This window comes from Micromonospora sp. NPDC049151 (genome assembly GCF_040648395.1).
Taxonomy (GTDB): domain Bacteria; phylum Actinomycetota; class Actinomycetes; order Mycobacteriales; family Micromonosporaceae; genus Micromonospora.
Window position 1 is genome coordinate 264,027 of sequence record NZ_JBEZDP010000002.1, and the last position, 12,899, is coordinate 276,925.

At 74.1% G+C, this 12,899-nt stretch carries 9 protein-coding genes; 3 read left to right on the forward strand and 6 right to left on the reverse strand.

The window, feature by feature from the left end; translation table 11 throughout:
* The first annotated feature begins 80 nt into the window (after positions 1-80).
* Both AB0B20_RS04080 and AB0B20_RS04085 read left to right on the forward strand, forming a co-directional pair.
* Positions 81-1,013: a hypothetical protein gene (locus tag AB0B20_RS04080; RefSeq protein WP_357467939.1), complete on the forward strand. Its 933-nt coding sequence runs from the start codon at positions 81-83 to the stop codon at positions 1,011-1,013.
* On the forward strand, positions 1,010-1,909 hold the full coding sequence (locus AB0B20_RS04085; RefSeq protein ID WP_357467942.1) for a GlcNAc-transferase family protein: 900 nt from the start codon (positions 1,010-1,012) through the stop codon (positions 1,907-1,909). The genes AB0B20_RS04080 and AB0B20_RS04085 overlap by 4 nt, the downstream gene beginning before the upstream one ends.
* Here the strand turns inward: AB0B20_RS04085 and AB0B20_RS04090 are convergent, their stop codons facing one another.
* From AB0B20_RS04090 to AB0B20_RS04100, 3 genes are all read right to left on the reverse strand, one after another.
* On the reverse strand, positions 1,910-4,141 hold the full coding sequence (locus AB0B20_RS04090; RefSeq protein WP_357467945.1) for a S8 family serine peptidase: 2,232 nt from the start codon (positions 4,139-4,141) through the stop codon (positions 1,910-1,912).
* A 163-nt stretch (positions 4,142-4,304) separates the two neighbouring features.
* Positions 4,305-4,736, reverse strand: a complete 432-nt coding sequence (locus tag AB0B20_RS04095; protein WP_357387190.1) for a hypothetical protein — start codon at positions 4,734-4,736, stop codon at positions 4,305-4,307.
* 40 nt (positions 4,737-4,776) lie between these two features.
* Positions 4,777-5,178, reverse strand: coding sequence for a hypothetical protein (locus tag AB0B20_RS04100; protein WP_357387192.1), 402 nt, complete (start codon positions 5,176-5,178; stop codon positions 4,777-4,779).
* A 332-nt stretch (positions 5,179-5,510) separates the two neighbouring features.
* Here AB0B20_RS04100 and AB0B20_RS04105 point away from each other — a divergent pair, with 332 nt between their 5' ends.
* Positions 5,511-8,369 carry a CHAT domain-containing protein gene (locus AB0B20_RS04105; protein WP_357467948.1) on the forward strand — a complete coding sequence of 953 codons (2,859 nt, stop codon included), beginning with the start codon at positions 5,511-5,513 and terminating at the stop codon, positions 8,367-8,369.
* A gap of 78 nt (positions 8,370-8,447) precedes the next feature.
* Here AB0B20_RS04105 and AB0B20_RS04110 read toward each other — a convergent pair whose 3' ends face one another.
* The 3 genes from AB0B20_RS04110 to AB0B20_RS04120 all read right to left on the reverse strand — a co-directional run bounded on the left by AB0B20_RS04110 (position 8,448) and on the right by AB0B20_RS04120 (position 12,804).
* On the reverse strand, positions 8,448-10,481 hold the full coding sequence (locus AB0B20_RS04110; RefSeq protein ID WP_357467951.1) for a hypothetical protein: 2,034 nt from the start codon (positions 10,479-10,481) through the stop codon (positions 8,448-8,450).
* A 67-nt stretch (positions 10,482-10,548) separates the two neighbouring features.
* A complete protein-coding gene (locus AB0B20_RS04115) occupies positions 10,549-11,055 on the reverse strand; it encodes a GIY-YIG nuclease family protein (protein WP_357467954.1) in 507 nt (168 codons plus the stop codon).
* A 45-nt stretch (positions 11,056-11,100) separates the two neighbouring features.
* Positions 11,101-12,804 (reverse strand): bifunctional 3-(3-hydroxy-phenyl)propionate/3-hydroxycinnamic acid hydroxylase, encoded by a 1,704-nt coding sequence (locus tag AB0B20_RS04120; protein WP_357467957.1) that lies wholly within the window; start codon positions 12,802-12,804, stop codon positions 11,101-11,103.
* Positions 12,805-12,899: the final 95 nt, after the last annotated feature.

The following is a 12,899-nucleotide window of genomic DNA, read 5'->3' on the forward strand; positions in this document are numbered from 1 at the left end:
CGGCGCCGCGCGGCGCTCCCGGCGGCCCGCGTGGTCGAATGCGCCGGCGCCCCGCCCACGAGGACCAGAGGAGGCCGGAGATGACGGACCAGGACCACCTGCACACCGCGCTGCTGCACCTCGGTGGCCGGGTGCCGGACGCGACGCTCGCCGACGCCCGGCTGCGGCTCGCCGACACCGGCACGGTGTCCCTGCCCGAGCCGCCCGGGCCGGTCGACCTGCCGTTCACCTTCGCGTCGGCCGTACCGAACCCGCGTGTCTTCGGCGGGCGGGTGCCGCCGCTGGCCGACCTGACCGGCCGCGAGGGCCTGATGGACGACACCGACCGGGTCGCCGTCGCCGCCGTGCGGCAACAGCCCGGCGCGGTGGCGCTGTGGCGCGGATGGCGGATCGCCCCGGAGTGGGCCGCCTCGGTGATCCCGCCCGCGCCGGTCTACGTGCTGGAGACGGAGGGGCCGCGGGCCGGGACGGCGGCGAACGTCATGCGGGCGCTGGGCGCCGCCGGGATCTCCGCCCCGCTGGTCGAGGTGTACCGGCCCGGCGACAAGCTGCCGCCGTACTCCGCGGCGGCCCGCCGGTCCGGCGCGCTGCTCTGGGCCGACCGGGACACCGAGCCGCCGCGGATCGCCCGCGTCTTCGACGAGGTGGACGACGACGGGGCACGCTTCGCGCCGGACCACGAACGACTCTCCGGCACCGACCTCGCCCGGGCGGCGGCGTACCTGGAGACGGGCACGGCGGTGCTCGCCACCACCGCACGCGGGCCCGACGTGGTGGAGCCCGAACGCGGCCGGGTCGTGCCGATGACCTACCGCACCGACGGCCGGTGGCTCTGGCCCGAGTCCGTCGCCTACTACCTGCGGGCCTACGGGCTGGCGCCGGAACCGGACCTGCTGGCCCACATCCGGTCGCGCGGCGGGCTGCCGCCGGTCACCGACCCCGCCGACGAGCACCGGGCGCTGGCGCTGCTGTTCCAGTCGTACGCCCTCGTCCCGGCGGAGGCGGAGGCGTGACGATCTTCGTGGCGATCGCGTCGTACCGGGACCCGGAACTCGTGCCGACGGTGCTGGACTGCCTGGCCAAGGCGGCGCACCCGGAGGACGTCCGCGTCGCGGTGTGCTGGCAGCACCTCGGCGACGAGGACATCTCCGCCATCCGGGACCTGCCACAGGTCGACGTGCGGGAGTACGACGCCCGGGACAGTCGTGGCGCCTGCTGGGCCCGGGACCAGACGTTCCAGCGGTACGGCGGCGAGGACTGGCTGTTGCAGGTGGACAGCCACACCCGGTTCGCGCCGGACTGGGACGTCCGCCTGATCCGGATGGCGCGGGAGACGGGCGCGGCGAAGCCGATCCTGACCGCGTACCCGCCGAGCTACGAGCCCGACCAGGAGTTCACCGGCGCGGGCGCGCCCGCCGAGATCATCGTCAGCGACTGGACGACGTTCGGCGTGCCCGTCTTCGGCCAGCGCCTGATCGAGGGGGCCGCGCCCGGCGTACCACCCAAGCCGGCGCTCTTCCTGGCCGCCGGGTTCCTCTTCGCGCCCGGCTCGTTCGTCGCCGAGGTGCCCTACGACCCGGGCATCTACTTCCACGGCGAGGAGATCACCCTGGCCCTGCGCGCCTTCACGTGGGGCTACGACCTGTTCCACCCCACCGAGGTGCTGACCTGGCACTACTACATCCGGCAGGACCGGCCGCGGCACTGGAGCGACCACGTCGAGCAGGACTGGGCCCGCTGCGAGGAGCTGAGCCGCCGCCGGGTGCTCTACATGCTGCACACCCCGCCGGCCGACCGGCTCGGCATCGGGCCGGTACGCACCCTGGAGCAGTTCGTGGCGCACACCGGCTGCGACTTCACCCGGCGCACCTGGACCGACATGCTGGCCCAGGAACTCGTGCTGCTCTGATCAGCTCCCCCGCGCCGGCTCCCCGGCCCCGCTCGACCAGCGGGTCTCGGCGATGGCGGTGGCGAGCCGGGCCAGCTCCGGATGCTGCCGCGCGTACGACGTGACGTGCTCGGCCAGCTCGTACTGGGACTGCCAACGGACCTTCCCGGCCCGGACCAGCGCCCGGTCCAGCGCGAGCGGGTCGCCGCGCAGGTGACGCCGGACGTCCACCAGGACGCCGGTGAGCGACTGCTCCTGCTCGTCGGTGCCGGGCAGCGCCGTCACCATGGCCGGCAGCGCGGCCACCGTGTCGTCGTCCATGCCCGGCACCAGGCCGATGAGCGCCTTCTCCCGCGCCTCCGGGCGGGTCTCGGCCAGGTACGCCATCCCCGCCTCGTCTGCGGCCAGGTGCCGCAGCGCGGGGTCGCGGCTCAGCTCCGCCACCGCCGCCGTCACGTCCGGCCCGACCGGAACGGCGTCGCCCGGAACGGTGTCCTCGGGGGCGGGGTCAGCGGGTACGCCGCCGGCGGTCGCCCCGGTGCCGGCGGGCCCGGTGTCCTCGGGAGCGGCGACGGCCGGCCGGGCTGATGCCGGGGCGGCGTAGGTCCGGTGGGGGCCGGCCTGCTTCGCGAGCGCCGCCTCGGGGACTGCTGGATCCACACGGGTCGCGGCCGGTTCCACCGGGGCAGCACCGGCGGACACGGCTGTCGTCGTGGCCGGCGCCGCCTCGGCCGATCCGGCACCGGCGCCCGTTGCCGCCCGGCGGCGGGCACGCAGGCCCAGCAGAACCGCGGCGAGCGCCGCCAGCCCGGCGAGCGTCAGCAACGCCGCCCGGCGGCCGATCCCGGTGGTGGAGCCGGACACCGGTTCGGCAGCCTGCGCGCGGGGCGCCTCCTCGGGCAGCGCGGCCGTGACGGAGGCGGTCAGGTCGATCTCCGGCGCGACGCCGCCGGTGGTCCTCGCGGTCTTCAGCACCCGGTTGCGGACCCGCGCCGGGTCGAGGTCCGGGTACGCCGACCGGATCAGCGCCGCCTGCCCGGCCACGTACGCGACGGCGAGGTGGGTGCCGGTGCCGTTCACCGGCCGCGTGCCGGTGATGCCGAGGCTTGTCACGTCGACGCCGGGCGCGATCACGTCCACGCCGCCGGAGCGGTAGCGCTCGGCCGTGCCCCCGTCCGGACCGATCCCGCCGACGCGCAGCACCGCGTCGTGCAGGGGCACGTCCGGGTCCGGCGCCGCCGCCTCGCCCGCGGCGCCAACCACCACCACCGCGCCCCGGTCGACCGCCTCGTTGACGGCGGCCACCACCTCGGCCTGACCGAGGTCCACCTGCGGCCCGAGCGCGATGACCGACGCGCCGGAGCCGACCGCCGCCCGGATCCCCGCGACGCTCGCCGCGGCCGAGGCGCCGGGCGTCCGGCCCGCCACCCGGACGGGCATGACCGCCGCGTCCGGCGCGACCCCGGCCACCGTCGACCCCTTCACCGGCCGCGCCACGATCAGCCCGGCCATCGCCGTACCGGTGCCGAGACAGTCGGTGTCACCGCGGGCGGCGCCGGCCGCCCGGTCGACGCCCGTCGTCACGCGGCCGGCGAGCGAGGGCAGGCTGCCGGCGACGCCGGAGTCGACGACGGCCACGAGCTGGTCCCGGCCCCGGCTGTGCGGCCACGCCCGGTCGGCGGCGACGCGCGGACCGGCCCACGGCGACCGGGCGCGCGCCGTCGCGGCGGTGCGGCACCCCTTCGGCGGGCCGGCCGCCGCGTCGCCGTCGGCATCCGGTTGCCGCCCGGACGGCGTGGACGCGCCGGGCGTCCGCTTCGGGGCCGGCGGGACGCCCTGTCGGACCTCGCTGCCGTACGCGTCCCACGGCAGCACGAGCACCCAGCCGGCCCGGAGCCGGGCGCCGTCGGTCAGGGTGGCGCCGTCCGGCTGGATCCGCCCCGCGTTGAGGGTGAACAGCTCGGCCGACCGCGCGCCGTCGCCGAGGAACCGCTCCGCGATCTCGGTGAGGTTCTCCGGCTCGCCCTGGTGGGTGGCCCCGACCCGGTAGTACTTGACCTGTTCACCGTCGGCGCGGGCCGCCGGTGCGAGCGGGGCCAGCGCGAGCACTGCCACCGCGACGACGACGGCGAGCGAGGCCCGGACCACCGCCGGTGCGGTCCGGGTCACCCGCCACCACCCCGGGTGCCGGCGCCGGTCACGGGCGTGGTCGCCGTGGTACCGCGAACGCCGGGCGTCCGAACCATCAGTCATCGATCCACTCTTGAGCCCGGTCGAGAAGACTGTCCATACCAGACGGGCAGGCTAGCATCGCGGACTCCCGACGCCCGGCGGCGGTGCACCTCCGGTCGAGTACGCGGTCATCCGCGGAGGGCCTGCCGCCCTCCGCGGATGTGCCGGAGCCACAGCCCGGGTGTCACTGTCCGAAGCTGCCCGAGGCCCTGGCGCTCTCCGCGTCGGCCAGCAGCCGCGCGATCGCCGTCTTCCGCCGGTTGACCACACCGGCGAAGTTCACCAGGATCCCCATGTACACGACTGTCTCCGAGGCCCACATCGCCAACCGGGAGCCCCCGCCGGGCTGCGGTTCGATGTCGATGGACAAGGTGATACCACCCCGGATTCCACGCCGCCGCATATTGATCATTCCCGGCCCGTTCGCGCCGGTCCACAGCACTGCGCGGGGACCACCGAAGGCCCCCCGTACGACCTCGGCGGCCAGTGCGGTATCGCACGTGGTGTCGACGGTCGTGGTCGCCGTGGCATTTCGTGTCTCGACGAACTGCCAGACGAGAATGCCGATCAGTGCGGCCACGATGCCGAAGCAGACTAGTCCTTCCACGGTGTTCATTCCCTCCTTGCGATCGGACGAAGTCGACGCCGATCGCGGGTCAGCCGCGCTGCGCGCGGATCTGCTGGAGCCGTTGCTGCTCGTAGCCGGTGAGCAGGGCGTCCGGAAGCCCTCGCGCGGCCTTGAAGGCGATGCCCGCGTCGATCAGCGGCCACGCCGCGGGAATCGTCAGCACGTCCCCGCCGAACATCTCCCAGACGAGCCGGGCCGCGCCGAAGGTCGCGAAGCCGCCCTGATCGTCGGCGACGAGGTCGCCCAGGGCGGCCAGGAAGCCCTCCCGGTCGCTTCTCGCGTACTCGTACAGCGACCCGACGCGTTCCCACATGCTGCTGTCGTCGATCCCGCTGCCGTGCACGTCGAACGAGTACCGGCCGAAGAGGTCGAGCCACCGCAGCATGTCGTCCGGAAACGGCGAGCTGGACGGTCGTCGGAAGAATGCCATGCCCCCTGCTGACGGACAGCTGTCCGTCAGCAGGGGGCGAGGTCCGGCAGCCGGTGCCGGCGACGCACACGAGGACGGTCACCGCGTTGGTTCGACGCCCGCCACCTACCTCCTACGGATACCTGGCGCCACCCGAGGCGGCAGTGCGGGGCTGGGAGTGCCGCAACGACGGCTGCTGGACGAGCGACGTCCCGGCGCCCCGGTCGTGGCCGCACCCGTGTCCGACGTGCGGAAGGCCGACCGATGCGACCTTCGAGGAGCCGTGGGCGCACGAGGCCAGGGGACAACGGATCAGGCACGACCTGGACAGCCCGGACGACGACCGGCGGCGGATGGCCGAGGCCGCCCGGGATGTGTGGGCGTACAAGGACGCACACCTGCGGGGCAGCCCGGCCGAGGCTCACCGGGCGTGGACGGCGCACCGTCAGACCCGGCCGCGGCAGTGGCAGAGCACCGGCGACTTCAACCTCTGGCTGGGGAGGCTGGAGGACCTGGTCCGCGTCGCCAGCGCGTTCGACGACCTCGACCTGGCGATAGAGGACCTGCTGAGCTGCCATCCGTTCATCGACACGCGGAACGTGGACGAGGACAACCTGACACGGACGATGGCCCGCGCCTACGTATCCATGTGCCTGATGGTTTTGAAGCGCGAATCCTCGATCGGCCACCCGCAGGAGAACGCACTCTTCGCAGCGCTGCGCGACGTCGCGGACCGCATCTCCGGCGTCCTGCTGCCCGCGCATAACGCCGCCTTCCGGAAGATCGCCGAGATGCGGGCGCTGCACCACACTCGCGCCGCTCTGGGGCGGAACAGGTCGGCCTCCGTTCTCGTGGCGGGTATGCCGGCCGTCCTGGCACCGCGCGTCCTCCGGGGAGGGCCCGCCCCGACGGGCGACGTGCCGGACCTCGCCACCGTTGCCCTGTCGGACGAGGGGCGCGTCCTCGCTGTCGCCGAGGCGGCCCTCGCCATGGCGGAGACCCACGACGACACCGCGCCGCTCGATCAGTTGATCGACCGGCTCGACCTCACCGGTTCCAGCCGTGGTCTGCTGTCTCTGCTGCGGGGCCGCCGTCACGTGCTGAACGGGAACCTCCGCGCGGCGGTCGTGGAACTGACGAGCGGCTGGCAGGCGCAGGACAGGCTCTCCCGGGCGTTGCGGCCCCAGATCCTCGCCACCCTCGGCCTGGTCGCGGCGGCCAGCCATCCACATCGACTCGACGAGGGCATCAGATGGTGCCGGTCAGGCCGGGCCGCGGGCTCGCGGTGGTGGCGTCGTGCCACTGCCGCGGATGCCGCGCTCGCCAGGCTGCTGTTGCGACGGGCCGCGTCGTCCGGGGCCGCGTCCGCCGGCGACATACGCGAAGCGGTGCGCCTGGTCCGTGGCCGCTGCCGCCCCTGGCGCCGCCCGGACGCGGACGATCGCCTGCTGCTCCAAGAGGCGCTGTCCGCCCGGGACGCGCTGGCCGGCGTACCGAACGACGAGCGCCGCCACCGGGCGTGGCGCGAGTCGATGGACGCCACCGGGACCATCGCCGCGCGGGCCCGGCTGGCGGTGGCGTGGGCGGAGTGGGCCGTCGGCACTGGTGATGCCGGGTACGCCGCCGAGGCGTACCAGTACCTGGTGGATCTGGCCTCCCAGGACGCCGTCACGCGATACGGAGCGCGCGCGAAGCAGCGGGTTCTCGCCGCCGCGCAGGAGTACGCCGAGGAGGCCGGATACTGGCTGGCGCGAACCGGACGTTACCGGGAGGCGGTGCTCGCGCTGGAGACCGGCCGGGCCGTGGGACTGACCGAGGTGATCGGCCGGGACGACGCGGCGGTGCTCCAGCGCCTCGGAGCGGCCGGCCGGGCGGACCTCGCGGAGGAGTACCGGCATGCCGTCGAGGACTTCGACGATCGGACGCGCCTCTCCTCCCCCGATCTACGGCAGTCGTGGTCGCACCTCCGTGACGTCGCCGGGCGTGTCGCGGAGGTGACCGGAACGGACCCACTCGCCCTCTTCGCCGACTACGACACGATCACCGCCGAGACCGAAGACGGCGCTTTGGTCTACCTCGGCGCCGCGAAGGCCGGCGGGTACGCGCTCGTGGTCGCCGCACGCCACGACCCGCAGTACGTCGACCTGCCCGAACTGGACCGCGCCACGGTCACCGAGCTGGTCCGTGACGTGGCGGCCGGTACCCCGACGGCATCCGGTCGAACCGTCTCCTTGAGCACGAGCCCGCTCCTGCCCGGGCTCCGCGACATCGAACCGCTCGGAGCGACGGGCGTCGACCGGACTGCCGCGGCGCTTCGCACCCTCTGGGAGGCAGGGCTGATGAACGTCGTCCTGTGGAGTGCGAGGGGACGGGTGGTCACGCTGGTGCCCGTGGGCCTCCTGAGCCTCCTGCCGCTGCATGCCGCCGGAATGCCCGGCATCCCTGGTGACGAGGACACCGAATGGCGTCACGTCGGGCAGTTTTCGGCGATCCGGTACGCGCCGAACGTCCGGAGCCTGCGACGATGCCGCAGCACTGCCCGGCAACTCGCCGGCCCGGAGCAGACACTGCTCGCCATCGACGTGCCCGACGGGCACGGCACGAGCCTCGGCGAACACCTTCGGTATGTCGGCCGGGAGACCGCCGAGATCACCCGCAGATGGAACGGCAGGCCGACGTCGCCACGGCACGGCTGCACCTGGGCGGAGTTCCAGGCCGCAGCCGACAGACACACCGTGTGGCACATCGCCTGCCACGGCAGCGTCGACCCTGACTCGATCATGGACAGCAGGCTGTACTTCGCGGACCGGCAGGTCACGCTCGAGGAACTACGCCGGACCTTGAAGCCGAGCCGCCGCCGCCTGGCGGTGCTGTCCGCCTGTCAGACCAACCGCAGTGGATCGGCGCTGCCCAACGAGACTGTCGGCCTGCCCTCGGCCCTGATCCAGATCGGGTTCGCCGGGGTGATCGCGACCGCCTGGTCGGTCGACGATCTCGCCACCACCTACCTGATGGTCACGTTCTACCGGCTGTGGTGCCAGGAGGGCTGCGAGCCTGCCGAGGCGCTCAGCCGTGCCCAGCGGTGGCTCCGTACCGCGACGCGGACCGACCTGGCCGCCCTGCTGCCCGATGTCGAGCCGCCGGGCCGGGCGGACGACCGTCCCTACGTCGATCCGAGGTACTGGGCCGCGTTCGCCTACACGGGGGCATGATTCCCGGCACACCCGCCAAGGCGTCCTAGGAGGCTGATGTGCCGGGCGGCGCGGCGCCGGCAGCGAGCGGCCGCTACGTCACGGGCAGGGCCCGCCCCCGCAGACGTCGATCACCTTGCCGGTGAGCAGGAACACCGCCTTCTGCCGCTGGGCGCCGGGCTGGGCGCGGGGGAACTCGTGCGAGTCCTCGCCGTACTCCGGTCCGGCGGGCGCGAGGTTCGTCGTCGGCGGCGCGTACGCGGCTCCGCTGTTCCAGACCACCATCGCCGAGCCGGCGTACGGGTACCTGCGGATCGGCGCGATGCCCCAGAACGGCCGCACGTCCGGTGACCAGCCGTCGGCGAGCGCCGGGGCGTGCAGGCGGGCGCCGATGGTGCGCGCCTGCACCTCCGCCGCGGCGGTCGACACCTGGTGGTCGCCGAACGCCACGTGCATCAGCACCCGGTGCGCCGGGGTACGCGGCAGCGGCCGGTCGGTCATGTGCTGGGCGTACCCGTTGGCCTCGGACCGGTCCCACAGCATCTGCAGCAGGCCGAAGATGAGCTGCTGGTCGATCCGGTCCGGGTAGTAGCCGTCCATGACCGTCTGGAACGGGGCGAAGTCGACGCTGCGTTGCAGCAGCGTGGAGTAGTTCATCGCGGGCACGCCGAGCACCGAGCGGGTCCAGTCCTGGGCGATGGCGGTGAGCGCGCCGCCGTTGATGCCGCCCTGGCTGTTGCCGTCGTAGTGCAGTCCGCCGGCCACGTCGATCAGCGGCCGACCGGCGGCGTCGCGGAACGCCGGGTGGGCGGCGAACCCGTTGCGGTGGATCATCGTCCGGCCCAGGAAGAGGAAGTTCAGGAAGCTCTGCTGGAGCCGGTCGGCCACCGCGGGGAAGGCACTGAGGTCGGTGAAGGCCCCGGCGACGTACGGGACGTCGGCGGCGGCCATGCCGATCCAGCTCGTCGCGCAGAAGGTGAAGTCGTACGTCTGCGACATGGTCTTGACATTCGCGGCGTTGATCTCGGTCGGGCGGCCGAGCAGGCCGTGGCCGTAGAGCGAGAGGTGTGCGGGTCTCGTGGCGGACGCGCTGCGCGGGATGTTGCAGACGAAGTCGGCAGCCACCGTCGTGCCGGACGGTGTGGGCAGCGCGTCGCGTGTCGGCGGGGTGCCGTCGCCGCCGACCGGCCCGTAGTGCAGCCGGGAGCCCGGCCCGCCGTCGCCGGTCAGGTAGGACGGCACGGCGACGGTGCCGGTGACCTGCCGGGCGATCAGCGGGTCCTGCTCCGGCGTGTAGTCGGTGACCTGCGAGACGGTGAACGTGGGCGAGCGGCGGCCGAGCGCGGCGAACGCGCCGTCCCGGACCGCCAGCATCCGCCCGGTCAGCCCCTGCCGGCTGGCCACGGTGAAGTCCCAGGCCAGGTAGAGGCTGTGCCGCTTGACGCCGGCCCGGTTCAGGTCCGCGAGGATCCGCTTCATCTGCGGCGCGCGCGGGTCACGCCGGTCCAGGCCGGAGCCGGTCACGTACTTCCGGAACGCCTTCGGTGCCGGGATGAGCGCGCCGTCGCCGTCTCGCATGCCGCGCAGGCCGACGACGTACCTCGTGCCCTCGGTCAGCGCGACCGCCGGCCGGATGATCAGCGCCTGCCGGTCCGGGCTGCCGGCGGCGTGCGCGTCCAGTTCGGCCCAGTACGGCGTACGCCTGCCGGTGCGCGCGTCGAGCAGCACGATCGGCGCGTCCGGCGCGAGCGATCGCGCGACGTCGGTGACCGGCGCGATCCGGGTCCGCGCGGCGTCGAGACCGGGTACGCGCGCCAGGATCGGCGAGCCGGGGCTGAATCCGTCCTGCCGGTTCCACTCGGCCGGGTCGATCGGCACTCCGAGCACGTTGGCGGGCATCGCGGAGGCCGCGAACCGGACCCGCTTGCCGGTCGGGGTGCTGCGGTCCGGCACTGTGAAGTAGTCGTTGGGGAACGGCAGCAGGCAGGCCGCCGGGTCGATCGGGTCGCAGGGCCGCTGCCCGGCCGTCGCGGGAGGCGCGGACGGTGCCGCGGCGGCACCGGAGCCGAGCAGCACGGCCGACGCGGTCACCAGCGCGGACACGGCGAGACGGAGCCGTCGGGGTGTGCGCACGCGCGTCTCCTTCGACATCGGACGGTGGGTTTCTTCCTACGCTCGTGAACGGATCTCGGCAAGGCACTCACGTCCACCGGAGGACGTCATGAGCACTCCCGCCCCCACCCCACCGCCTCAGCTCCAGGTCGCCCTCGGCACGCCGGGGATCCCGGCTCGGTGGGTCCCCCTCGCCGAGCGCGAGGGGGATCGGACAGGGCTCGTGGCCGGCCAGCCAGCGTTGCTGCCGCGGCGGGAGCAGGACCCGGTCCAGTTCGGCGGCGCCGAGCCGGCCGGCGGTGTGCACGACGTTGCGCAGCCGCACCCCGGCCGACTCCCGCCTGCGGATCTGCTCCCGCTCGTCGTCGTCGAGTCGATCGCGGGGTACGCGCCGGAAGGCGATCTCGACGATGTCGTGCCACTTCCGGCGGTGCATGCCGAACCGCGCCACCACGTCGACGGCCTGCCCCACGTACCGCTCGCCGTCGGCGAAGGTCAGCTCGTAGATGCCACATCGGCCGCGTGACTTCGGCAGCAGGTGCGCTATCGAACCCACACCGTCGACAGTCAGCTGGTCGACCTCCGTGCCGTCCACAGTGAACGATGATAGGCGCGTCAGGCACTGCCTCCGGGCGTCAGGTCACGAACCCGGTGCCGCCCCGAGCCCCGACGTCTCCGCCCGGGCCCGGTCTCCGTCCGGCGGTACGCCGAGAGCGGCCGACAGGACCCGTGCGGCCCGCTCGGCACCGCCGGCCGTGACCAGGGCGAACACGAACCGGTCCGGCCGTAGCACCACCAGGTCGGCGCCGTGCCGCCGCAGCCACCCGCCGAGCACCCCGTCGGCGTCCACCACGTCGACCCGGTCCGGCCCACCGGCCACGGGAGGGCCGGAAAGCGGATCCGGCAGGTCGCCGGACGAGCCCGGCAGGCCGGCGAGCGGCGTGCCGGACGGGTGGACCGCGACGAACCGCACCGGCAGCCCCGGCCGCCACGCTCCGAGCGGAGCGTCCACTCCGGCGGCGCCGAGCACGACGAAGCCGTCGCCGAGCGCCTCGTCGAGCAGGCACTCGCCGGGCACGCCCGGGATGAGCACGCGCGGCTGGGGGAACATCGTGCCGACCACGCCGTCGCGCCGCCCGCCGGCCATCAGGCCCCGCCGGTACGCCGGCACCGGCTTGAACTCGAACCGCTCGACGAACCGCCGTACCTGGGGGATCGTCTGGACCGCCCGCAGCGCGACGTCGCGCACCCCGGCGGTGACCCGGTTGCGGGCCAGGAAGACGCGTCCCAGCCGGACGCTCGTCTGCGCCATCTCCACCGTGTGCGGGCGCCGCTCCGTCTCGTACGTGTCGAGCACCGCGGGATCGGCGGCGCCGGACAGCACCAGCGACAGCTTCCACGACAGGTTCGCCGCGTCGCGCAGGCCGCTGCACAGGCCCTGGCCCATGAACGGGGGCATCTGGTGGGCGGCGTCGCCGAGCAGGAACACCCGCCCCTCCCGCCACCGCTGGGCGATGAGGTGGTGGAAGGTGTAGACCACCGCGCGGGTGACGGCGAACCGATCCGGGTCGACGTACGGGGACACGAGCGCGGCTACGGTCTCCGGCCGCCGCATCCGCGCCTCGGTCTCACCCGGGCGCAGCATGAACTCCATCCGGTAGCTGCCGGCCGCGCCGGGCGACACGAACGCCGGGCGCTGCCAGTCGCAGACGAACGTGGTGTCCGGCACCCGTACCGCCTCGGGCGGCACGTCGCCGGAGACGGCCAGCCACGGCTCGGCGTAGCTCGCCCCGGACAACGGGATCCGGACGGCGGCGCGGGTGGCACTGCGGGCACCGTCGCAGCCGAGCACGTAGCGGGCGCGGACCGCCAGCCGCTGCCCGGTGCCCACGTCGGACAGCAGCACCGTCACGCCGTCCTCGTCCTGGGCCAGGCCGACCAGTTCGGTGCCGAGCGCGAGCTGGACGTGCGGGAAGCGGTCCAGCCCGGCGCGCAGCGTCCGTTCCAGTCGCGGCTGGTCGAAGAAGCGCAGCGGCGCGTGCCCGTACCCGAAGTCCGTCTCGGACAGCTTCATCCGGGCGAAGGTGCGGCCCGCGCGGTTGACGTACTCGACGAGCGGCGGCGCGATCGTGGAGTCGCGTACCTCGTCGAGCAGGCCCGCCTGCTGGTAGACGCGCAACGCCTCGTCGTCGCAGGAGAAGGCCCGCGGCTGGCCGTGCGGCGTGGCGCTGCGCTCCACGACCAGCGTGGTGACGCCGCGCGCGCCGAGCAGGTTGGCGGTGAGCGCACCCACCGGCCCGCAGCCGATCACGGCGACCTCGACCTCCGGCTGAACTGATCCCATCAGTGGTGCCCCTTCGAAACGTGCCCCGGGACGGCTCCGGCCGCCCTACCCGACACCGACCAGGGCACCAGCCCGGCGTGGAAGGGGCGTGGAGA

Excerpts from the sequence above, each read along its gene's own strand:
- AB0B20_RS04080 (WP_357467939.1), top strand. The coding sequence starts at position 81 with ATGACGGACCAGGACCACCTGCACACCGCGCTGCTGCACCTCGGTGGC.
- AB0B20_RS04090 (WP_357467945.1), bottom strand. The coding sequence starts at position 4,141 with ATGACTGATGGTTCGGACGCCCGGCGTTCGCGGTACCACGGCGACCAC.
- AB0B20_RS04095 (WP_357387190.1), bottom strand. The coding sequence starts at position 4,736 with ATGAACACCGTGGAAGGACTAGTCTGCTTCGGCATCGTGGCCGCACTG.
- AB0B20_RS04100 (WP_357387192.1), bottom strand. The coding sequence starts at position 5,178 with ATGGCATTCTTCCGACGACCGTCCAGCTCGCCGTTTCCGGACGACATG.
- AB0B20_RS04105 (WP_357467948.1), top strand. The coding sequence starts at position 5,511 with ATGGCCGAGGCCGCCCGGGATGTGTGGGCGTACAAGGACGCACACCTG.
- AB0B20_RS04120 (WP_357467957.1), bottom strand. The coding sequence starts at position 12,804 with ATGGGATCAGTTCAGCCGGAGGTCGAGGTCGCCGTGATCGGCTGCGGG.